The following is a 20,665-nucleotide window of genomic DNA, read 5'->3' on the forward strand; positions in this document are numbered from 1 at the left end:
ATTAAAATAAGAGAACTACCGAAAAGAAAGACGGGATATGTGACCATGGGAGCCATGCTGGGCAAAGGAAGAATGCGGCTTACGCAGATGACGAATCGGATTTCGATCCAAACGAAACTAATCGGTGCCTATATCATCATCATTTTGATTCCCATTATATTGATTTCTTGGTATTTATTTAATGAATTTTACCAAAATACGATCCAAGACACCGTGAACAATAATCAATATGCGTTAGAGAGCGAGAAGGCGAGTATTCTTAACAATATTGAAGCCATGGGACGCGCAGCACAGTTCTCCATCACGGACAAAGAGGTTATTCAATATCTGCATAGCGCACATGAGCTTGAAGTTTCTGAACTTGTGGATTTTAATATGAATACGTTTTCAAATTTACAGCGTCTCCTGTTTAATAATCCGAGTATCGCCAATGTTCGCCTATTTACAGATAATCCGAATACCGAAGAGATTTGGCCTATTTTTCTCAAAGAAAGCCGAATTGCCGATCGTTCCTGGTACAAGGATGTGTTGGCGCGCAAGGGTGAGGCTCGGTGGGGAATTTTGCAGAACGAGAAAGATATTATGAATCGGTACAACACGGATAATGAAGCTAGCTGGACCTACGTATCCCTCTTGAAAGAAATTTATTATCCCAAGGATACCCGCGTTGCCATTCTTGAGGTCGATATGTTGATGGAGAAGTTTTTTCAGAAGCTGTTCAGCCCCATTCAGGATGGTCAGTCACATATGCTCGTGATGGATCGTCATGGCGGGATGTTTACGGGGAATGGCGATGTGTTTTTCAAAGGCATGAACATGGAGCAGCTGCGCCAAGCGTGGAATGCCAATCAGCATCCGGAGGGATCTAATTTCACGGTTATCATCGGGGATACGCCGTACCTAATCTTGGCGACGGCCATCGATAATCTGGATGCTCATTTGCTGAATGTAGTGTCCCTGAAAGAACCCGTGACGCAAATCCGCCATACCCGGAATTTATTTATCGCAGCAGCCGTTGTGTTAATTGCGCTCCTGTCAGCGATTACGTATTTCTTACAAGGGTTAATTTTGAAAAAGCTGCATATCCTGCGCGATTCGATGAAAAAAGTGCGCAGAGGGGATCTCAACGTCCAGATTAATATGGACGCCGGCGGCGAAGTGGGCGAGCTTGCCCATCATTTCCGGCAAATGATGAAGAAGATGAATGAGCTCATCGTGGAGGCTGTGAACAAGCAAGCGGCGACGAAAGAGGCGGAGCTGAGTTCGCTGAAGAATCAGATCGATGCCCATTTCCTCTACAACACGTTGGAAAATTTGAAAATGATGGCGGAAGTCGAAGCGCAGTATACGATTTCGAATGCGTTGACATCCCTTGGCGCGATGATGCGTTACAGCCTTAAGTGGTCCAGTGATCAGGTTCAGCTGCGCCATGAAATCCAGCATATCCAGAATTACATCGCAATCATGAACATTCGCTATGATGATAAATTAGAGCTGAAATTGGATATTCCCAGCAGTTATCTAGAGCAGGAAGTGTTGAAGATGTCGCTGCAACCTCTTGTGGAGAATGCCGTGAAGCATGGCATTAACATAGAGCGGGCTAGACGAGAGGGTGTTACGATCTGGATTCGTGCGAGCCAGAGCGAGGAGGGCATGCTCATCGAGGTTGGGGATAACGGCGCAGGCATGTCAGCGCATCAGCTTGAGGAGCTTCATGAGAAGATGCATATGGAGGATGCTTATTTTCATAACAAATATGGAAATAGGCCTGAGCGTGAGCAGGAAGGCAATGGCATCGGTATGCGCAACGTGATGCAGCGAATCCAAATGTACTATGGGAATGACTATGGCATTCGGGTAGAGAGTGTGGAGGGGACGTATACCAAAGTATTCATGAGGCTGCCTTATTTGATATTATCTGGAGGAATGTCTACGGATGAGAAACATACTTATCGTTGACGATGAGAAAAATATCCGGCTCGGCTTGAAAGCTATGATTGCCCGCGAATATCCCGAAAGGTATACGTTCGAGTTTGCAGAGGACGGCGCAGAAGCGCTGCAGCTGTTGCAACGTACCAAGGTAGACATTGTCATTACGGATATCCGTATGCCTGTGATGGACGGGATTGCGCTGATTAATCGTATTCAGGAGCTGGTGCTGAAGCCTGCGGTTATCATTTTAAGCGGACATGATGACTTTCCCTATGCGAAGGAAGCGATTCGCTGCGAGGTGAAGGAGTATCTCCTGAAGCCGATTATTCGAGTTGAGCTGTTTAGCGCCTTAGTTCGATTGGAAAGTGATTTCAAGCTCAAAGAGCAAATCTCAGAGCAATTGAGCAGTTCCTTGCAGCAACGAGAAGCTTTCAAGGAGAGTCAGTTAAGTTATCTGCTCAGGCATACGCATCTGGATAGGGAAACGATTCGGAACAAGCTGGGGCAGATCGATATGGCTTGGGTGGAGGCAGGGTTTCAGATTGGCGTGCTTCAGTACCGGGGAACAGCTGCAGGGATGGGGCATTCTGAATTTCTCGCTCGTATCCAAGATGAGCTGGCCCATGTGCCAGACCACTGCCGTGACCGGCATGCGATTGTCCTGGACAAAGAAAACCAGCTAGTGCTCATCGCCGAGCAGAGGGATTTGTTTCCGTATTTGGCGGAGCGGATCGCTGGCGCGGGTTATTTCATGTACAGCATGGGGGTAAGCGACTACACGTGTGGCGCTGAGCGATTGCAGCCTGCGTATATGGAAGCGCTAGAGGCGTTGAAATATACGTTCTTGCAGTCGGGACCAGGCAGTGTGAACTATGAAACGATTCCTCCTAAAAATAAAGATTTCACTGTGCCTGTCGCTGCGATTCAACGAATCGCCAACATGCTCGGAACGGATCGCAACAAGGAAATGTCTTCGCTGCTGTTGGACATATTGGACATGAAAACGGTGACTCGGTTCGATATCGCCTATGTAGAAGCTGTGAGCAAAGCTCTGAACGAGCTTGTTTTCGATAAAGTGTTTCACGTCTATGGCGGAGAGTCTGTGGAAATCCTGCGGCTGTTCAAGAAAGTCGGGGATATCTCGAATTTCTATTATTTCTCTGACTATTTTCATAGTGTCGAGGGGCTGTTGGACCGACTGAATGCCTACGTGCGCACGATGAAGACATTTCATATCGATCACAAGGAAATGAAGAAAGCGACACAATTCATACAGGAGAACTTTGATAAAGATTTGAATATGGCGATGGTGTCGAATCATGTTTCCTTCAATTACTCCTATTTCAGTCAGGCCTTTAAGGAGTACACGGGTGAAAGCTTTGTTCATTATTTGAAAAAGCTGCGCATTGAACGGGCACGCGAGCTGCTCGCGACGACTGACTTCAAAGTTTACGAGATCAGCGAGCGAGCTGGCTTCGAGAATGTGAAACATTTCAGCCGTGTATTCAAAGAGATGGAGGGGGTTAGTCCCCAGGAGTATCGGGATCTGCGTGAAGTGATCAGCTGAGCGTGAAAAAGGCCGCTCAGAAGTAGATTCTTCTACTTCGGGACGGCCTTATGTGTGTTGGCACGCAGATGCCCAGGATCTACGGCATGCGCACGCCGCGGGAGCTTTCGAGCAGCGCGTACCACTCTTCGCGCGTCATATTGTCCGCGATGCGAACTGCGTCTGCACAAGCGACGATGCGTTGTGCAGAGGAAGTGCCAATAACCGGCTGAATGCGTGCCGGATGCTTCATGAGCCAGCCGAGCACGATGGCTTCGGGCGTCGTTTCTTTCTCATCAGCCAACTTCTGAACGAGTGCGGCTGTTTTCTTCACGGTGTCAGGCGCATCAGCGATGTCGCTGCCAGAGAATTTACCTTTGGCAAGCGGGCCCCATGCCTGGATTTGAACGTCATTCATTTGGCAATATTCCAGGATGCCATCTGCGAAGTTAACGCTGGCGCCAACTTTCTGATTCACCAGAATGCCTTGTTCAACCCAGTCTACGCGCGCCAAGCTCATCTCCAATTGGTTCACGACAAGCGGTTCCGGCAGCGAGTTTTGAATGAAGCGCATTTGCGCGGAGGTCATGTTGGACACGCCGAAATGGCGCACCTTACCCGCAGAACGCAGCGTATTGAAAGCTTCTGCGATTTCTTCCGGCTCCATGAGCGGATCCGGGCGATGCAGCAGCAAGATATCGATGTGCTCGACCCCGAGACGGCTTAGAATGCCATCGACGGAGCTTAGGATATGCCCCTTGCTAAAATCAAAACGCTGCGGGTTCTGATCATCCTGAAAGCGGATTCCGCATTTCGATTGCAGAATGATTTGATCGCGCAGATCGGGTCTGTTCTTGAGAACCTGACCGAATACAGTCTCAGCATTTCCTCTTTTATAAATGTCAGCATGATCGAACATCGTAATGCCAATCGATAATGCGGCTTCTACAGCCCTTTCAGCGGTGATGTAATCTTCCTTGGTTAGTGGATTCCCTGCCCAGTCTCCGCCTAGTCCCATACATCCGAATACGATTCGGCTATTCGAAATCCCGCGTCTTTCCAGTGGCATGATTTTCACTATGGTGGCCTCCCAGCTCTAATTTCTAAGCCTAGTATAACGCCTGTTGGAGAATGATATAAGAGCTGAAAATAGAGTTACTTACTTACCTAGACGTAAGCAGTGGTCCATTTGAGCTTGTCTTCCCACTTGACCTTACGAGAGGAATCGGTTAAATTGTACGCAAAAGGCAGTTCTGGATAAAGAGAGGATCGGCTAACGATGATCATTGGGGTCGGAACGGATTTGCTTGAAATAGAGCGGGTACGCAGCATGTTAGAGAGCTCATCGGGTGATCGATTCATGGAGCGGATTTTAACACCTGCGGAGCGGGATTTGGCGCAGAAGCGCCGTGGAAGACTCGCGGAGTTTGTATCGGGTCGCTTTGCAGCGAAGGAAGCGATTGTGAAAGCGATCGGCTGCGGAATTGGCAAGCAGATTGGATTTCAAGATCTAGAAGTGCTTCCGGACACGCTAGGTAAGCCAGTGTGCACCGTGAAGGATGCGGCTTTGCTGCGAGCGGGCCTCCCAAGCAGTTACCGTATCCATATCAGCATCACGCATACAGGCTCTATGGCTGCGGCTTATGCGATCGTTGAGCAGCTGTGAGTAGCTAGTTCCGCACAAGCTGCATCACTAGCGGATGAAATAACTGGATTTTCTACAGCTAAATGGACGAAAATCCTGCATTTAAAACAAATAGATGGATTTTCTGCTGTTAATTTCGGCCGATGGAGCTAAACTAGCTCGATTCGGCGAAAATAGATGCAGAAAATCCATCTAATCGTTGAAAAACGTGATTTTCACACCAAATAACTGGAGGTTTTCCAGTTATTTGGTGTGGACGTGGACGTGGACGTGGACGTGGACGTGGACGTTGGCGTTGCTCCCCGGTGGTATTGCTCCCCCAAGAACCTCCCTTACCGCGCCCAAACCCGCAGCATATACCCACTAACCAATAGACTAATACCGCCCATTCCTTCGAGAATCACATCGGAGTACCCCAAGTACCAGACGCCCATTATCGCGGTTAACGCGAATAACCACAACCCTAGATAAATAAGGGACCTGCCGAGCAGCAGTCCAACTTGGACGAACCCAATGGCGAGCAAGAAAGCTCGCAAAATCGGCGCAAATAGCTGATTCACCGCGCCAATCGCCTCTAATAAAGCCACGGCAGCAACGAGCATAGCTCCTGGCAGCACTAGGAATATTGGGCGCCCCCATCCGATGTGTTCCGTATCTTCATTGGTCTGGCCAGCGTTTTTCCTCATCCCCCAAATTTGGATCAAACTTGCAACCACAGCCGTAACGAAAGCCGCTTGCTTCAGCCAATCCAAATCGCGCCAGTACAGGGCGAAATCAACCGCAGCACTAAACACCCACTCAGCACCCCAAATGAACAATAGCGGGATTAAGCCCTGAGCTTCGCGCAGCCAATCTTTTCTTTTATTTTCGAGTTGCTGTTGGTTTTGCGTGATTTTGTTTTGCATACATTCACCTCTAGTTTTATGTTCCGCACTTCTCGTATAATGGTACCATGTCCATTCATTCATCCATTATAACTTGAACACGGCCTATAGAGAAGGAGAGCACATGTACAGCGAAGAACAACAATTGTATTTCTCCAAGAACTTATTGGATTGGTACCAGACACATAAACGTGATTTACCTTGGCGCAGAAGCAAAAACCCTTATTATATATGGATTTCCGAAGTCATGCTGCAGCAAACGCGCGTGGACACAGTAATCCCGTATTTCCATCGATTTGTGGATCAATTTCCAACTGTAGAGGCATTAGCGACGGCACCAGAAGAGAATGTACTTAAAGCGTGGGAAGGGCTCGGCTACTATTCGAGAGCAAGGAATCTTCAATCCGCAGTTAGAGAAGTGCATGAACGTTATGAAGGCATTGTCCCGCAAAATAAAGCCGACATCTCCTCCCTCAAAGGCGTCGGGCCATACACTTCAGGGGCGATCCTGAGTATCGCCTACAATAAACCAGAGCCTGCTGTCGATGGCAATGTGATGCGCGTGCTTTCGCGCTATTTTCTCATCGAAGAAGATATTATGAAGCCGTCCACGCGGACGATTATGGAGAAGCTCGCGCGCGAGCTCATTCTGGAAGGGACCGCCAGCGACTTCAACCAAGCCCTGATGGAGCTGGGGGCCATGGTATGTACCCCTAGGTCGCCGCACTGCTTGACGTGCCCCGTCATGGCGCACTGCTCGGCACGTGAAGCGGGCATGGAAGAAGCGCTTCCGATCAAGAAGAAGGCCAAACCGCCTCGTCCTGAATTGCGAGCCGTGGCGCTCATCGAAGGGACAGGTGAGAACGCAGGCAAATGGTTGATCAGACAGCGCCCGCAGGAGGGCTTGCTAGCCCGCATGTGGGAGCTCCCCCATGTGGAATGGCCGTCATCCGGATGGCAATCCGATGAGCAGAATATGTCCGAGCTTCGCCAAGCTCTTGCCGATCAAGAGCAGATCGGGATTCAGCCCGATGAGTGGTTCATGGATACGGAACATATTTTTAGCCATATTGTGTGGAAAATGAAAGTATACCGTGCCAAGTTAGGTGACGCGAATCGCCCAAGTACGGGGGAAGAATGGATTCCGTTCCATTATCGTTGGGTTGGGCCGGAGGATCTCCAGAACTATGCGTTCCCCAATGTATTCGTACGAATCATGAGAGAATGGCAGGAGCAATGCGAAGCGTAATGCCAAGCAACTGACGACAATTTTAACGAATCTCAGCTTGAATGCCTTCAATATTTGTTAAGGTGATGAGTTTTTTATCTATGAGAATAAGTTCATCATCCAGCAGTTCCTGCAGGACCTTGGTGACGGATTCCCTCACCGTACCAACTAAGTTGGCAAGCTGCTGATGAGTCAGCTTTATATCAATAAGTAGACCGTCTGGCGTTGAGATACCGTGCTGTTCAGACAAGCGAAGAATCGTTTTAATAATACGTGAACGCACGCCAAGGAACGTCAAATCATAGATTTGATCATTGGCATGTCGTAATCGTTGCATCGTCGTTTCCAGGAGCTTTAGGCATAGCCTAGGGCTCTTTTCCATGAACGAAGTGAAGGCAGTTCGACTAAGTACATACATCGTGCTGGCTGCCATGGTTTCTGCTGTTGCCGATCGGGTCATGCCATTACTGAGCAATGACATTTCTCCGAAGAAATCTCCGTCCCGGAATAAAGCTAATGTGACCTCTTTGGCCTCGTCCAAACGATATATTTTCACAACACCTGAATGGATCAAGAATAGTTCCTCGCCAACTTCGCCTTCTTTAAAAAGGATAGTTCCCTTTGTTGCTTTCTTAACTGTAAAAAGTGGTGCAATCCCGACCAGATCTTCTTCCATAAGCTCTTGAAAGAGGGGGATGTTGTGAAGTAATGGAACAATGGATTTCAAGGAATTGTCACCTCATTTCCGCGTTGAGTTATTAACTTCATGGTACAACGAGGCTCCATGCACGTAAAGGGAAATCGCTAATTGAGACTTGATGTCATGAGATTCATTTTCCTGGAATATCAATGGGGAGTAGAATCCATGCTGCTGTTCGTTGATAACAGGTAAAGGAGTCGATGCTGGGTGGAATGGTATGTCAAGGTGTTATCGAATTATGTAGGATTTTCAGGCAGAGCAAGTCGGAAGGAATATTGGATGTTCGTTTTGTTCAATATTATTATTTCGATCGGGTTAGGTATTGTGGAGGCTATTATCGGGTTGGATCAAGTCTTGTCGGGCCTATATTCGCTATTTATCCTTTTACCGTCTCTAGCTGTAGCCTTTCGAAGATTGCATGACACGGGTAAAAGTGGGTGGTGGATACTGCTCGGCATCATTCCCTTGATTGGGTTTATCATTCTGCTCGTGTTTTTCTGCCAAGATAGTGACGTCAACGATAATCAATATGGTCCCAATCCGAAGGGATAGCTAATTGCATATCGCGGTTTCCAAGAGCTTCAGGCATAGCCTGGGGCTCTTTTCCATGAGAAAAATAGCTCAATCTCTTCTCGGTACAGTAACACTATGAATATAAAAATAGGTAATAAAACAAAAAAAAGCGACCCTCAGGGTCGCTTTTCAAATCCGTATTACTTCGCTGCGTCGTAACGTTTGCCAACTTCGTTCCAGTTAACAACGTTCCAGAAAGCTGCGATGTAGTCAGGGCGTTTGTTTTGGTAGTTCAGGTAGTAAGCATGCTCCCAAACATCAAGACCAAGAACCGGCGTTTCGCCTTCCATGATCGGGCTGTCTTGGTTTGGCAAGCTGTACACTTTCAATTTACCAGCTTTGTCAACAGCTAGGAAAGCCCAGCCAGAGCCAAAACGTGTAGTTGCAGCAGCAGCGAAGTCTGCTTTGAATTTATCAAAGCCGCCAAGCTCGCTGTCAATTGCAGCTGCTAGTGCGCCTGTAGGTGCACCGCCAGCTTCTGGTCCGATTGTTTCCCAGAATAGGGAGTGGTTAGCATGTCCGCCACCATTGTTACGAACAGCAGTACGGATATCTTCAGGAAGGCTGTTAAGATCAGCGATCAGGTCGTTAAGGGATTTGTCATGCAGAGCTGGGTGTTTGTCCAAAGCTGCATTCAAGTTAGTTACATAAGCGTTATGGTGACGATCGTGGTGAATCTCCATCGTTTTTGCATCGATGTGCGGCTCAAGAGCCTCGTTAGCGTACGGAAGAGCTGGTAGTTGATGTGCCATTGAATAAATACCTCCTAAAAATTATGTAGTTTCAATTTCATTATGAATGAACCAAGCTAATAAAGCAACATTTGTGTTTACTAAGTCGGTCGTCTGAAGTAGTTACTAAGTAGTTACCCAATATTTTTCCTAATCGTAACTCTATCGATAATCAGATGCCACGCCGTTCCATTTCCCGTGTAATTTGATTGTGCATAGCTGTATCTTGCTCATGAAGGTAGGGAGATAAGTCGCTCATCGTACGGTGGAGCTGGAGCAGTTCGATTTCAGTCCATTCTTCCGGTTTCTTCGTGCTTAGGAATTGGAAGTCTGGAATCTCACGGGGATACTCGTGCGCTGTAAGTTCATGATCGAGTTCATCTTTGTGATCTGACAATAGGATTCACCTCTTTCTTTAATGAAATATCCTCCTATAAGATGATGCTTTTTGAGACATCTCATACATGGAGTATAAGGTTTCGCCCATTTTCCCTATTCTAGTTAGGGCTTGAATCGTCAAACTCCCCAAATTCTCAGGTTCATAGTTCTGTCATGAGTTATGCAGTTGAAGATTAAAGTTAGAGGATGATGAACTTCTAGCATGCGAAAAGTGCCACTCGGAATCCGAATCGCATCGATAGGTTTCATTCCGAGTGATAGATAACGTTATGCTATAGTTCTATATCTTGAAAAAAATCGAAATATACCCGAATAAGGTTATGGCATAGCGTTAATGTCCTTCTACAGGCTATTATTCCAATTAGAAGTATTAATAACGTTATGCCATCGTTCTATTTTCTTTGAAAGTACAGCTAGTAACCCGAATAAGGTTATGGTGTAGCGCTATTTATTTGAATAAACTCATTGGGACTCCTAAACCCCCAAAATATAAGTCCTTACAAATTAATACACAATTCATGGTTTTGTTTTACATTGTTCCTTGGCGGATCCCATTTTATGCGTCTAAATGGCTAGGTCATAAGGATTTCCAAGGAGGTAGAAAGAACTAGAATAATCAGCAATTATAGGTGCTGAATTAATGAAAACGCTTGCATTTAAGCGCTTTCAAGAGATAAAACGAAAAAAACAAAGTTTTTTGTGAATTTCACCACATTTTCAGCAGGATTTCGTGTTTTTTTGTCGTATTTACTTCTTTACCAGAAAATTAATCTCTACAAATTAATATGGAATTGGGAGAGAACCGTATGCATGTTCGTTCATTTCAACTTGGTGATACCTCTTCGGTTAAAGAACTTCTAGAAGACGTTCTGTCGGAAACCTGCTATGAAGAGACGATTGAAGCCTTCGCACGTCAGCTTTCGTGGGACACGGAGCTTGTTTTAATCGCTCAAGAAGAAGAGCAAGTCGTAGGCATGATTATCGGCACGATCGATAACAACAATGGCTACTACTATAGGATCGCAGTCGCAACAGCATATCAACGTAAGGGTATCGGCAAAGCTTTGATCGAGGCAATGAAGCAGCGGTTTCTCGGGCGGAATGTTAAGAAAATTATGGTAACAGTAGATGTGCACAACGAAATGGTGTTGCCTGTGTATGAGTCTGCTGGTTACAGTTCAGATGACTTTTCCAGAACCGCTCATCGACTTAGCATTGTGAAAAAAGTAAGCGTGTAGTCTCTATTTGTTACGGGTAGGGAAATAAATAAGTTTGCTTATAGGGAGCATATCTGTGCCGCCATTGCAATTGGGGGTCAGATATGCTTTTCTAGTATAATAAGGTAACGTTTCGGCAGCAATTTACAGAGGAGCTTTGAACATGGATAATTTCACGCCGTATGTGATAAAAAGCTTCAAACACGACGGGCATCTCCACCGCATGTGGTTGACCAATTGGCGAGTTCCTGCAAATATGCTCCATGAAGAGCATCAGAAACAGGGCATGCTTGTGTTCATTAATAGTCAGACTAAGATTCAAGAAGCGGATGGTAAAGAGTGGGTTAGCCGTGTTCCTGGGGTTTCTTTTTTTATACCAAAAATGTGGTTTAATATCGTAGCGCTCATGGAGGAGACAGGCGTGCGCTATTACTGTAATGTGGCTTCTCCTTTGTATGTGAATGGGGACGTCTTAACGTATATCGATTATGACTTGGATGTGATTCGGTTGCCCGATCGAACCGTACATATTGTCGATCAGGATGAATATGAGCGTCATAAGCTTGGTTACCATTACTCGGCACTTGTCGAAACGAAGGTGAAGGAAGGGCTCGCAACATTGCTGACGTTAGTGAATGAGGACAAGCCTCCTTTCCAGGATGACATGGTGATCTACTATTATGAGCAATGGGAAAAGTATAAGAGCGGAGGCGGTTGAATGAGCTCCTACGTCAGGCGGGAAGATTCGAAAAGGCAAATTTCTGCACAAGGGTATGTTCATGAATCCAAAAGTTTCGCGCACGAGCTGTGGGATTGGACGAAATCCATTCTCGTAGCTCTTCTTGTTGTTATCCTTGTTCATCAATTTGGCTTCAATCTATCTACGGTGCGCGGTCACTCGATGGATCCAACGCTTCGCGAAGGTGAATGGCTCTTCGTGAACAAAGCGATCACTTATTTGAAAGCACCGAGCCGTGGTGAGATTGTTATTCTTGAAGAACCGGAGAAGTTAGCGTTACCTCAGCACCCCTTGTTGGTCAAAAGGGTCATTGCAATCGCAGGCGACGAGGTGCAGGGCCGCCAAGGAGCTCTTTATGTCAATGGAGACAAAGTCTTGGAGACCTATACGGATACGCCCATTCAAGATGGTGACTTCGGCCCGACAGAAGTCGGACCCGGCGAAATCTTCGTTATGGGCGATAATCGGCACTTCGCAGCAAGTGCAGACAGCCGTCTGTTCGGAGTCATACCGATCAGTCTCGTTCAAGGACGAGCTGACTTCGTGTTATGGCCGTTAGACATGGTGGGAAAGCTGTGACTATAACTCATTAGATAAATGTATAAAGAGAGGGATGAGCAGATTGGCGGTTTCCTTACCTAACCCAACAGATTGGCGCAAGCTACAACAAGAGATCGTGGAAGCCGCATCCTCCCTTGGCATTGATAAGATCGGCTTCACGTCCGCGGAGCCGTTCCACGCATTGAAGGACATCCTTCTCCGCCACAGGGAGAAGGGCTTCGAATCCGGCTTCGAGGAGCCGGATATCGAGAAGCGGGTACACCCGGAGCTGAGCTTCGAGGCGCCGCGCTCGATCATCTCGATCGCCGTCGCGTACCCGTCGAAGCTGAAGAACCCGCCCCGATCGGAGCCGGGGGCGTATCGGGGCATGATCTCGCGCTCCTCGTGGGGGAGCGACTATCACGACGTGCTTCGCGACCGGCTCGCGAAGCTGGAGGCCTTCATAGCCGAGCGCGTGCCGGAGGCGAGGCTGATGAGCATGGTCGACACCGGTGCCCTCGTCGACCGGGCCGTTGCCGAACGTGCCGGTATCGGCTGGAGCGGCAAAAACTGCGCCGTCATCACCCCCGAATGGGGATCGTGGGTATATTTGGGCGAAATGATCACGAACATCCCATTCGAATCCGATATAGGTATTATGGACCAATGCGGGGACTGCACGATTTGCATCGATGCTTGTCCAACAGGGGCGCTAGTCGGCCCAGGGCAGCTCAATTCGAGCCGCTGCATCTCCTTCATCACACAGACCAAGGGGTATGTGGATGATCAATACAAACGCAAGATCGGCAACCGACTCTACGGCTGTGATACGTGCCAGGTCGTCTGCCCGAAGAACAAGGGGATGAACTGGACGCATCATCCCGAACTGCAGCCTGACCCGGAGAAGGTCAAGCCGCTGCTCATTCCCTTGCTCACGATGTCGAACAAGGATTTCAAAGAGCAGTACGGGCGCATTGCGGCTTCCTGGCGCGGCAAAAAGCCCATCCAGCGCAACGCAATCATTGCGCTCGGCAATTTCAAGGACCGCACCGCGGTGCCGGTCCTGACAGAGCTGCTGCGGAGCGATCCTCGCCCGGAGATCCGGGCTACCGCAGCGTGGGCGCTCGGGCGCATCGGCGGCGACGAAGCGTTCGCCGCTTTGCATAAAGCCGCTGCGGCTGAGCAAGAGCCGCAGGTGAAGACGGACATAGAGAAAGCCATAGCTGCGCAGAACATTCAAGCAGTGGCCGTACAGGAGGATTAAAATGAAACAGCCGCAGGAGACAGTCTTGCTGACCTATACCGAGATTGATTCTCCCATCGGTCCCCTTGTGCTTGTGGCTTCCCCGCAAGGCCTCTGCAAGGTCGAGTTCGGTACGTATGAGCAGAATCGAGAACAACGTGAGCGATGGGCAGAACGTTGGTATGGAGCGTTTGAGCTGAGCGAAAATGCAGAGCAGCTCGCGCCAGTAGCGGAGCAATTAACGCAGTATTTTAAGAGAGAACGAGAGAGCTTTGAAGGGGAGCTGGATCTACAAGGGACGGATTTCCAAAAGCGTGTATGGCTGGCCTTGCAGACGATCCCTTATGGGGAGACCGCATCCTATAAACATATAGCGGAAGCGATTGGCTCGCCCAAAGCGGTTCGAGCAGTAGGGGGAGCGAACAATCAGAATCCCATTCCTGTCATCATTCCCTGTCACCGGATCATTGGAGCTGGCGGCGAGCTCGTGGGTTATGGCGGGGGGCTTCCGACCAAAGTGCACTTATTAGATTTGGAACAACGAACACTGTTCTCCTAGCAGTTCAACAATTACAACATGTGGAGTGAATCCTATGAAATATGTGCATTTGGATTCGGTGGAGGCTGGCCAATACCTGGGGCGTACGATATATGCCAGCAATGGGGCTATTTTGCTTTCGGAGAATGTGCAGCTAACCGTATTTATGATTAATACACTGAATCGCATTGGTGTTACGATGATTTACATCAAGGACCCGAACCTGGCGGATGTAGAAATTCCGGAAATCCTGTCGGACGAAACGAAGCAGCTAGTGATGACGCAGATGGGGCAGACGTTCGCCGCAATACAGTCGGGCAAAGAGTTCAACTCGCGGAATGTCAGCATGTCGATCAACACACTATTAGATGAAATTATGAAGAATCGTGATGTCCTCGTACAGCTAAGCGATATCCGGACAAAGGACAATCAGATGTACATCCATGCGATGAACGTGTGTATGATGTCTGTGCTCATCGGGATGAATATGGGGATGAATACGACGCAGTTGAAAGATTTAGCCATGGGGGCCTTGTTGCACGATATCGGGAAAGTGGAGCTGCTCACAGACGACGAATCGGACGATCCGAGGCGGCACCATACGTGGCGTGGGTTTGAGCTCTTGAAGAGTAAGCGTGAGTTCAATCTGCTCATTGCCCATGTGGCCTTTCAGCATCATGAGACATTGCATGGAGAAGGCGTTCCGAGAGGGATTATGGGCGAAGAAATTCATCTCTATGCCAAAATAACCGCCGTCGCCAACATGTACGACAACTTGTTGTTTGATATGTCCGCAGGGCGCCGTAAGCTGCCGCATGAAGCCTGTGAACATATGCTGGCGCTGGCCGAAACGAAGCTAGACCTGGATGTGTTGATTCAATTTATGAAAATCGTCTCGATCTATCCGACAGGTACTTCGGTTCGGTTGACCAATCGGGAGACTGGCGTTGTCGTAGGTCAGCACAGAGGACTTCCGACTCGCCCGATTATTCGAATTGTGAAGCAAGATGCTTCAGATAAATTGCTGGAGATCAAAGAGATCGATCTAGCCAAAGAAACAACTGTTTTCATTGAACAAGTTCTTTAATTTGTAAACCGTGGAACAGTAATGATATGATAGAACAAGCATTCTATTCTAAATTTCGTACAAGCAGGGGGCACAGATTATGTGGAGTTATATTATTCCCATTCTCACATTAATTGTTGGTTTGGTCGGCGGTTTCTTTATTGGTGTATTCTATTTGAAGAGACAGTTGGAATCCATGCAGAACAATCCTGAGATGCTAGCCAAAATGGCGAAGCAAATGGGTTACAACATGAATAAACAACAATTGAATAAAGCACAACAAATGATGAAAAATCAAAATTTCAATCAAAAACGGAAGTAAAATACATTCTTAATTTTAAGAACTAGGGTGGAGTGATAGAGAAGATGGCATCCATCGATTATAAAAACGGTCTAGTTGCGGAGAATCGCGAGCAGATTGAAAGTCATGTCCGTGAAATCCTGCGACTGATTGGTGAAGATGTAGATCGGGAAGGACTTCTAGATACGCCAGCACGTGTAACGCGTATGTATGAAGAAATTTTTGCAGGATATGCAGCAGACCCTCGCGAAGTGCTTGGGGTTACTTTTGATGAACAGCATGAAGAGCTTGTTATTATTAAAGATATCGTTTATTACAGCCAGTGTGAGCACCATATGGCGCCTTTCTTCGGGAAAGTTCATGTGGGTTACTTACCGAGCGGTAAAGTGGCGGGTCTCAGCAAATTTGCTCGTTTGGTTGATGTAGTTACACGCAAGTTGCAAGTGCAAGAACGGATTACCTCTGAAATTGCTGACATTCTATTCGATGTACTTAAGCCGCATGGCGTCATGGTTGTCGTTGAAGGTGAGCATATGTGCATGTGCGCAAGAGGTGTGAAGAAATACGGCAGTCAAACCGTAACATCCGCTGTGCGCGGCTCCTTCCGTAAGGATGCTACACTGCGTTCGGAATTTCTATCCTTATTAAAATAAGAAGAGAACCAGGGAATGTGCATGAAGACAATGGTCTTGTGCAGCGTTCCCTTTTTTTAGTTGAATACCAGGTTAGACTTGTTGGGGCATGGAGAATATAGTATTCTTTTTAAAATATAATCCTTCTGCATCAGGGGGTCGGATGGTGACTATTGTACATGCTCTCGCATAAACTGATAGCAGTGTGTGCAATCGTTTGAGTAGCAAGAGGGCTAGAGGAGGCAAACATATGAACAACATACGGAAATATCGGCCTGGTGAGGCAGCTTCCTCGAAATGGAGTGAAGAACGGGATGAATTTGAACGGGATTACGCAAGGTTAATTCAGTCGCCGACCTTTCGGCGCTTACAGGGCAAATCTCAGGTATTCGGAGCGGGCTCGGGCGATTACTACCGGACACGTCTAACGCACTCCTTGGAGGTTGCACAGATTGCGAGAGAAGTCGCGAAGCGTTTAGAGCGGACCAATCCCTTTTTGAGCAAAAGAGAGCATCCAGGCCTGATCATCGATCCGACCGTGGTCGAGTGTGCATCCATTGCGCATGACTTCGGTCATCCGCCTTTTGGACATAAGGGTGAAGAGGTGCTTAATCATATCCTCATGAAGGATCACGGCTTGAAATATGAGGGGAATGCGCAGAATTTCCGTATCCTTATGTTTCTAGAAAAACGAGCGGGCAGCGAGAGCGGCCTAGACCTGACGGCAGCGGTGCTTCTCGGCATCAATAAGTATCCTTTTCTAATTGAAGAAGAGGGACGCCTGAAGGGTGTTTACGGGGCAGAGTGGGACGTCATTCAGGAGCTGCGGGACATTTGGAAAATGCCTGCGGGTTGTTCCACGCTGGAAGCACAATTGATGGACCTATGCGATGATATTGCGTATTCTACGCATGATATCGAGGATGGCATTCGGGCAGGCAAAATTCAAATGAACGCTACCTTTTTCGAGGATCAACGATTGATCAAACATCTCGTGATGGAGATACTGAACGATCCGAATCAGCATAAATTTGGCTGGGAACAGGTTGATATCGAACTGATGGTGCGCCGCGTGCTGCACGATTATTTGGAGCAATGGGAGCTTATATTTGCAGCATGCAACCGTGAGGAATCACGGACACGCAGAGAGATGAAAGCGCGTTGGGTCAGCTCATTTGCGTCGCGGCTGGATATTATCGACGACACGGATCGCGGCTGGAAGAAGGTCGCCCTCGTCAAAGACGGCGTAGAGGACATGGACCTGCTGCGGACGATGGAGATCCTCAAGAAATTAGCGTGGGTCACGCTGATCAAGGATTTCCGCGTCCTGCGTCTGCAGAAGCGCAGCGAGATCATTGTGGAGCGCCTCTGGGACAGCTTCATCCACAAGGACAAAGGGCAATGGATCATCCCGCCCGACTGGATTGACAGCTATGAGCGGCGCAGCATCAACAGCAATTGGAGCTGGCCGCGCTTCGTCGCGGACTACATCTCGGGCATGACCGACGCCTACGCCGAGAAGGTGTACGCGGAGCTGTTCGCGAGTAAATCGGGCTCGATTTATGAGATGGATTGAGGCGTGGGAGTAGGGCTAGCCACTCAACTTCCACCTATCGCCGCCGCCCGTGCGTGCGAATGCGAATGCGAATAAATGGATTTTATACAGCTAATTGGGCTGTTTATACACCTTTCAGATGAATAGATGGATTTCCTGTAGTTAATTTAGAGGTTTTAGCGGGAAATAGGGAAAAGTGCAGCATTTAGCTGTACTTTTTCCATTTATATGGGAAAATCAACGAAATCAGTTAGAATTAACTGTAGGTTTTCCAGTTAAGTTCGTGGCATCGGGAGTTGAGTGGTGCTGGTGACGTAGGGTAGAGTGGAAAGCCCAAGAGGTAGGATCCCAAGAGCTCTTGAGCTAAGCTACTTTAAACTACTATTCTCACTAACTGCAACAGACAGCGGCTACCAGACACTCATCAACTCATACCTAACAGAAGCCAGCAACCAACATAATGGGAATCAAACAGCAGTCTACTACCCAAGTAACATAAACTAGCTCCGAGTATCAGTCAGCAGCAAAGTAACATAAACCACGACCAAACAAGTAGCTATCTTTTCTTTCAGTTCTCGCGGGCTAGTAGCGAGTAGCATTGCAAACAATTCGCGCCAGCCCCACCGTCAACACGAATAAATTGATTTTATCCAGCTAATTGGGCTGTTTATGCACCTTCCAGATGAATAGATGGATTTCCTGTAGTAAATTTAGCGGTATTAAGGGATTTGGCGACAAAGTGCAGCATTTAGCTGTACTTTTTCCATTTAAATTCGAAAATCAACGAAATAAGCTAGAATTAGCTGTAGGTTTTCCAGTTAAATGGCGACGCAGGGGAATTCAGTTGAGAGGATGGGGTAAACGGGCCAAACGGCAAAAAAATACCGACCTCATCAGAGGTCGATTTTATAGGGAGGAGGGAATACCAGCGTTAACGTACTCGGATGTGGCCAAGGGTTCAATACTGTTAAGGAAGTCCATTGTGCGGCTCACATAAGTTTTGGGTTCAGCGCGATACAGAAGTTCATGCTGTGCATTAGGGAGAATCCATAGCTTAGAGGCGGTGTTGTGCTGCTGCTTGAACATGGCTTCGACGAGAACATGAGGTGCTTTGTTATCATTGGTGCCATGAATCATGAAGATCGGCATCTCATAGGACGTTGTGGTTACTTTTGTAAAGGGCACGTCATGCAAGCTTACGCCATTCACTAAAGGAAAGAACAGACGAACAAGCGGTAGAGAAGGGTACTTTGGCAAACGCACGACTTGATTCATATTTTGATAAAGGGTGTCCGAGTTCAGTAGAAAGGTGCTGTCTAGGATCATCCCCGAGATATCTCCGTTTTGCTGCAGAGCTGTCTGTAAGGCAGTGCCTGCCCCCATGGAAAAGCCCCAAATAAAGATCGAACCGCCAGTAGACTGTTTGATATACTCAATGGCCCCAAGCAGTTCTTGGGATTCCTGAACACCACCGGTCATGAGGCGACTACTCATGGGATTCACATAGCCATAGTCAAACATGAGAACGTTATATTGCTTTTTGTGAAGCTCGCGGGCCAAAGTGTACAAAGGAACCCATTCTTCTTCGCGATTACCACCATATCCATGTGAGAAAATGACCGTTTTAGTCGAGCTAGCAGCCGGGATGAACCAGCCATCTAAGATGGATGCACCGTTATGGCTCGGGAAGGAGATATTCGTGTATGGAAGTCGGACAGCCTTCATCGGATTCGAATGCAGAGGCTCAATATGTGGTCTAGCCAAGGTCCAAGCAATGTAAGCGTGGAAGATGAGAAGAATGGACGTACATACAATCAATAAGGCCAGAAGAGTCGTAACAATAAACTTTCTTCTGCGTAAAAATGGTTGCGTAATAACCTGATCAAGTGTGGGCTGAAGCGATCCTGCTACAGGATTGAGAGTAGTAGTAGACATCTGATAAGCCTCCCTCCATGAAGATGTGTGTATGTGAAATGCCGCTAGGTAGTGGTGAAACATGAGTGGGAGGTATAATTGTTTAAATATTCTGATAAGTGTTGCTGTACTTTAATAGTATTCTGAATGCGCTTACAAGTCAATGCGGATGCGGCATTTGTAAGCCTATTGTAACGCTTCTGTAATAATGGGAAAAAGAGGTGTTCGACCTTTACGGTTCCATTTAGTTTCGTTATACTGGACATAACAAGGTTTCATATAGTGAAACAGTTTGGCTTATGAAGGTGGTGACTCTTCTATGGAAGATGGCAAGCTGACCGTGCGTGCTGTTGAGCGCGCTTTAGATATTATGCTTTGTTTCACGGGGGCGTCCGAGTTGACGTTAACCGAAATTGCTACACGTGTGCAGCTTCACAAAAGCACGGTACATCGCCTTCTAGCATCGCTTGAAGGCAAAGGCTTCATCATGCGTGATGAAGCGACAGATAAGTTCAGACTGGGCTACCGGCTTTGGGAGCTTTCGGCTAACTTATCCAAAGAGGGAGACCCCGGCATCATTCTGCTGCCGGAGATGGAAAGGCTCCGCGACCTCCTCGGGGAGACGATCTCGCTGTACGTGCAGGACGGCCTGGTGCGCGTGCGCATCCAAGCCGTGCAGAGCAACCATGCCATTCGCCGAGTCGCCCCTGTCGGGGCGCGAATGCCGCTTTACGTCGGCGCCTCGAGCAAGGTGCTCGTCGCCTTCGCTGAGCCAGGGCTGCTGGATCAGCTGCTAACCTCGGCCGACTGGCCGACAGGGTTAGGGACGCAGGCGTACCTGCAGCAGCTCAGCGACACAAGGCGCGCGGGCTTCGCCACGAGCGTCGAAGAGCGCGAGCCTGGCGCGGCGGCTGTGTCCGCGCCAATTCTTGACCGCGGCGGCCGTCTAGTGGCCGCCCTCGCGGTCTCGGGTCCAGCGAACAGGCTTACGCTGGAGCTGATGCAAGAGCAGGCGCCGACGATTATGGAGGCGGCGCGCCGGATGGGCACGATGCTGCGCTAAGCGCTCAAGCCTGATAACGTGCTGGCTTGAGTAGGAAATAAATTGCAAATAAGTACCTGCACAACGGCAGGTATTTATTTGCATATCTCCCTGCTCATACATACCCCATCAGCATAGCTCCTTTTGTTCGCCCCACTTCCCCGGGTAGTCCGAAATTACCGAACTAATCCTTCTATCCGCGCCATTAAACCTAAATTAGTCCTAATTCGCCTAACTAAA

Annotated in this window: 21 protein-coding genes; 15 read left to right on the forward strand and 6 right to left on the reverse strand. The window is 48.0% G+C overall.

Going from position 1 to position 20,665, the window contains the following annotated elements; translation table 11 throughout:
* The first annotated feature begins 45 nt into the window (after positions 1-45).
* Together AC58PV_RS16675 and AC58PV_RS16680 are read left to right on the forward strand one after the other, a co-directional pair.
* The gene (locus AC58PV_RS16675; protein ID WP_497433335.1) at positions 46-1,959 is read left to right on the forward strand and encodes a sensor histidine kinase; all 1,914 of its coding nucleotides are present in this window, start codon (positions 46-48) and stop codon (positions 1,957-1,959) included.
* The gene (locus tag AC58PV_RS16680; protein WP_497433336.1) at positions 1,937-3,499 is read left to right on the forward strand and encodes a response regulator transcription factor; all 1,563 of its coding nucleotides are present in this window, start codon (positions 1,937-1,939) and stop codon (positions 3,497-3,499) included. Before AC58PV_RS16675 ends, AC58PV_RS16680 begins: the two co-directional genes overlap by 23 nt.
* A gap of 79 nt (positions 3,500-3,578) precedes the next feature.
* On the opposite strand, the gene AC58PV_RS16685 is transcribed toward AC58PV_RS16680, so the two are convergent.
* Complete coding sequence (locus AC58PV_RS16685) at positions 3,579-4,556, reverse strand: aldo/keto reductase (protein WP_497433337.1); 978 nt, start codon at positions 4,554-4,556, stop codon at positions 3,579-3,581.
* A gap of 201 nt (positions 4,557-4,757) precedes the next feature.
* On the opposite strand from AC58PV_RS16685, the gene acpS reads away from it, so the two are divergent.
* Positions 4,758-5,144 (forward strand): holo-ACP synthase, encoded by a 387-nt coding sequence (gene acpS, locus AC58PV_RS16690; RefSeq protein WP_497433338.1) that lies wholly within the window; start codon positions 4,758-4,760, stop codon positions 5,142-5,144.
* Positions 5,145-5,455: 311 nt separating this feature from the next.
* Here the strand turns inward: acpS and AC58PV_RS16695 are convergent, their stop codons facing one another.
* Entirely contained in the window at positions 5,456-6,028 is a 573-nt protein-coding gene (locus AC58PV_RS16695) for a hypothetical protein (protein WP_497433339.1), read from the reverse strand.
* A 103-nt stretch (positions 6,029-6,131) separates the two neighbouring features.
* On the opposite strand from AC58PV_RS16695, the gene mutY reads away from it, so the two are divergent.
* Positions 6,132-7,256, forward strand: a complete 1,125-nt coding sequence (gene mutY / locus AC58PV_RS16700; RefSeq protein ID WP_497433340.1) for an A/G-specific adenine glycosylase — start codon at positions 6,132-6,134, stop codon at positions 7,254-7,256.
* Positions 7,257-7,278: 22 nt separating this feature from the next.
* Here mutY and AC58PV_RS16705 read toward each other — a convergent pair whose 3' ends face one another.
* Complete coding sequence (locus tag AC58PV_RS16705) at positions 7,279-7,962, reverse strand: Crp/Fnr family transcriptional regulator (RefSeq protein WP_497433341.1); 684 nt, start codon at positions 7,960-7,962, stop codon at positions 7,279-7,281.
* Between the two features lie 180 nt (positions 7,963-8,142).
* On the opposite strand from AC58PV_RS16705, the gene AC58PV_RS16710 reads away from it, so the two are divergent.
* Positions 8,143-8,487 carry a DUF805 domain-containing protein gene (locus AC58PV_RS16710; protein WP_068665940.1) on the forward strand — a complete coding sequence of 115 codons (345 nt, stop codon included), beginning with the start codon at positions 8,143-8,145 and terminating at the stop codon, positions 8,485-8,487.
* A 161-nt stretch (positions 8,488-8,648) separates the two neighbouring features.
* Here the strand turns inward: AC58PV_RS16710 and AC58PV_RS16715 are convergent, their stop codons facing one another.
* Together AC58PV_RS16715 and yfhS are read right to left on the reverse strand one after the other, a co-directional pair.
* A complete protein-coding gene (locus AC58PV_RS16715) occupies positions 8,649-9,260 on the reverse strand; it encodes a superoxide dismutase (RefSeq protein ID WP_028555379.1) in 612 nt (203 codons plus the stop codon).
* A gap of 151 nt (positions 9,261-9,411) precedes the next feature.
* Positions 9,412-9,636, reverse strand: a complete 225-nt coding sequence (yfhS, locus tag AC58PV_RS16720) for a mother cell protein YfhS (protein ID WP_497433342.1) — start codon at positions 9,634-9,636, stop codon at positions 9,412-9,414.
* A gap of 808 nt (positions 9,637-10,444) precedes the next feature.
* Between yfhS and AC58PV_RS16725 the strand changes: the two genes are divergently transcribed.
* From AC58PV_RS16725 to AC58PV_RS16765, 9 genes are all read left to right on the forward strand, one after another.
* Positions 10,445-10,876, forward strand: coding sequence for a GNAT family N-acetyltransferase (locus tag AC58PV_RS16725; protein ID WP_068665946.1), 432 nt, complete (start codon positions 10,445-10,447; stop codon positions 10,874-10,876).
* Positions 10,877-11,018: 142 nt separating this feature from the next.
* Complete coding sequence (locus AC58PV_RS16730) at positions 11,019-11,573, forward strand: DUF402 domain-containing protein (protein ID WP_497433343.1); 555 nt, start codon at positions 11,019-11,021, stop codon at positions 11,571-11,573.
* Positions 11,574-12,173, forward strand: a complete 600-nt coding sequence (gene lepB / locus AC58PV_RS16735) for a signal peptidase I (protein ID WP_497433344.1) — start codon at positions 11,574-11,576, stop codon at positions 12,171-12,173.
* Between the two features lie 34 nt (positions 12,174-12,207).
* A complete protein-coding gene (gene queG / locus AC58PV_RS16740; RefSeq protein ID WP_497433345.1) occupies positions 12,208-13,398 on the forward strand; it encodes a tRNA epoxyqueuosine(34) reductase QueG in 1,191 nt (396 codons plus the stop codon).
* A gap of 1 nt (position 13,399) precedes the next feature.
* A complete protein-coding gene (locus tag AC58PV_RS16745; protein WP_497433346.1) occupies positions 13,400-13,936 on the forward strand; it encodes a methylated-DNA--[protein]-cysteine S-methyltransferase in 537 nt (178 codons plus the stop codon).
* A 34-nt stretch (positions 13,937-13,970) separates the two neighbouring features.
* Entirely contained in the window at positions 13,971-15,002 is a 1,032-nt protein-coding gene (locus AC58PV_RS16750; protein ID WP_497433347.1) for an HD-GYP domain-containing protein, read from the forward strand.
* A 79-nt stretch (positions 15,003-15,081) separates the two neighbouring features.
* Positions 15,082-15,303, forward strand: a complete 222-nt coding sequence (locus AC58PV_RS16755) for a YneF family protein (RefSeq protein WP_497366236.1) — start codon at positions 15,082-15,084, stop codon at positions 15,301-15,303.
* A gap of 44 nt (positions 15,304-15,347) precedes the next feature.
* Positions 15,348-15,935, forward strand: coding sequence for a GTP cyclohydrolase I FolE (folE, locus tag AC58PV_RS16760; RefSeq protein WP_056617551.1), 588 nt, complete (start codon positions 15,348-15,350; stop codon positions 15,933-15,935).
* A 229-nt stretch (positions 15,936-16,164) separates the two neighbouring features.
* The gene (locus tag AC58PV_RS16765; protein WP_497433348.1) at positions 16,165-17,490 is read left to right on the forward strand and encodes a deoxyguanosinetriphosphate triphosphohydrolase family protein; all 1,326 of its coding nucleotides are present in this window, start codon (positions 16,165-16,167) and stop codon (positions 17,488-17,490) included.
* Between the two features lie 885 nt (positions 17,491-18,375).
* Here AC58PV_RS16765 and AC58PV_RS16770 read toward each other — a convergent pair.
* Positions 18,376-19,404, reverse strand: a complete 1,029-nt coding sequence (locus tag AC58PV_RS16770) for an alpha/beta hydrolase (RefSeq protein ID WP_497433349.1) — start codon at positions 19,402-19,404, stop codon at positions 18,376-18,378.
* 298 nt (positions 19,405-19,702) lie between these two features.
* On the opposite strand from AC58PV_RS16770, the gene AC58PV_RS16775 reads away from it, so the two are divergent.
* Positions 19,703-20,446, forward strand: a complete 744-nt coding sequence (locus AC58PV_RS16775; protein WP_497433350.1) for an IclR family transcriptional regulator — start codon at positions 19,703-19,705, stop codon at positions 20,444-20,446.
* Positions 20,447-20,665: the final 219 nt, after the last annotated feature.

It is taken from the genome of Paenibacillus sp. J22FR83 (genome assembly GCF_059691955.1).

What these genes read in the sequence shown, in the direction of transcription:
- AC58PV_RS16680 (WP_497433336.1), top strand. Translation starts at nt 1,937, where the DNA reads ATGAGAAACATACTTATCGTTGACGATGAGAAAAATATCCGGCTCGGC.
- AC58PV_RS16695 (WP_497433339.1), bottom strand. Translation starts at nt 6,028, where the DNA reads ATGCAAAACAAAATCACGCAAAACCAACAGCAACTCGAAAATAAAAGA.
- AC58PV_RS16675 (WP_497433335.1), top strand. Translation starts at nt 46, where the DNA reads ATGGGAGCCATGCTGGGCAAAGGAAGAATGCGGCTTACGCAGATGACG.
- AC58PV_RS16755 (WP_497366236.1), top strand. Translation starts at nt 15,082, where the DNA reads ATGTGGAGTTATATTATTCCCATTCTCACATTAATTGTTGGTTTGGTC.
- AC58PV_RS16715 (WP_028555379.1), bottom strand. Translation starts at nt 9,260, where the DNA reads ATGGCACATCAACTACCAGCTCTTCCGTACGCTAACGAGGCTCTTGAG.
- folE (WP_056617551.1), top strand. Translation starts at nt 15,348, where the DNA reads ATGGCATCCATCGATTATAAAAACGGTCTAGTTGCGGAGAATCGCGAG.
- AC58PV_RS16770 (WP_497433349.1), bottom strand. Translation starts at nt 19,404, where the DNA reads ATGTCTACTACTACTCTCAATCCTGTAGCAGGATCGCTTCAGCCCACA.
- AC58PV_RS16775 (WP_497433350.1), top strand. Translation starts at nt 19,703, where the DNA reads ATGGAAGATGGCAAGCTGACCGTGCGTGCTGTTGAGCGCGCTTTAGAT.
- lepB (WP_497433344.1), top strand. Translation starts at nt 11,574, where the DNA reads ATGAGCTCCTACGTCAGGCGGGAAGATTCGAAAAGGCAAATTTCTGCA.
- AC58PV_RS16750 (WP_497433347.1), top strand. Translation starts at nt 13,971, where the DNA reads ATGAAATATGTGCATTTGGATTCGGTGGAGGCTGGCCAATACCTGGGG.
- AC58PV_RS16725 (WP_068665946.1), top strand. Translation starts at nt 10,445, where the DNA reads ATGCATGTTCGTTCATTTCAACTTGGTGATACCTCTTCGGTTAAAGAA.
- AC58PV_RS16730 (WP_497433343.1), top strand. Translation starts at nt 11,019, where the DNA reads ATGGATAATTTCACGCCGTATGTGATAAAAAGCTTCAAACACGACGGG.
- acpS (WP_497433338.1), top strand. Translation starts at nt 4,758, where the DNA reads ATGATCATTGGGGTCGGAACGGATTTGCTTGAAATAGAGCGGGTACGC.
- mutY (WP_497433340.1), top strand. Translation starts at nt 6,132, where the DNA reads ATGTACAGCGAAGAACAACAATTGTATTTCTCCAAGAACTTATTGGAT.
- AC58PV_RS16745 (WP_497433346.1), top strand. Translation starts at nt 13,400, where the DNA reads ATGAAACAGCCGCAGGAGACAGTCTTGCTGACCTATACCGAGATTGAT.
- AC58PV_RS16765 (WP_497433348.1), top strand. Translation starts at nt 16,165, where the DNA reads ATGAACAACATACGGAAATATCGGCCTGGTGAGGCAGCTTCCTCGAAA.
- queG (WP_497433345.1), top strand. Translation starts at nt 12,208, where the DNA reads ATGAGCAGATTGGCGGTTTCCTTACCTAACCCAACAGATTGGCGCAAG.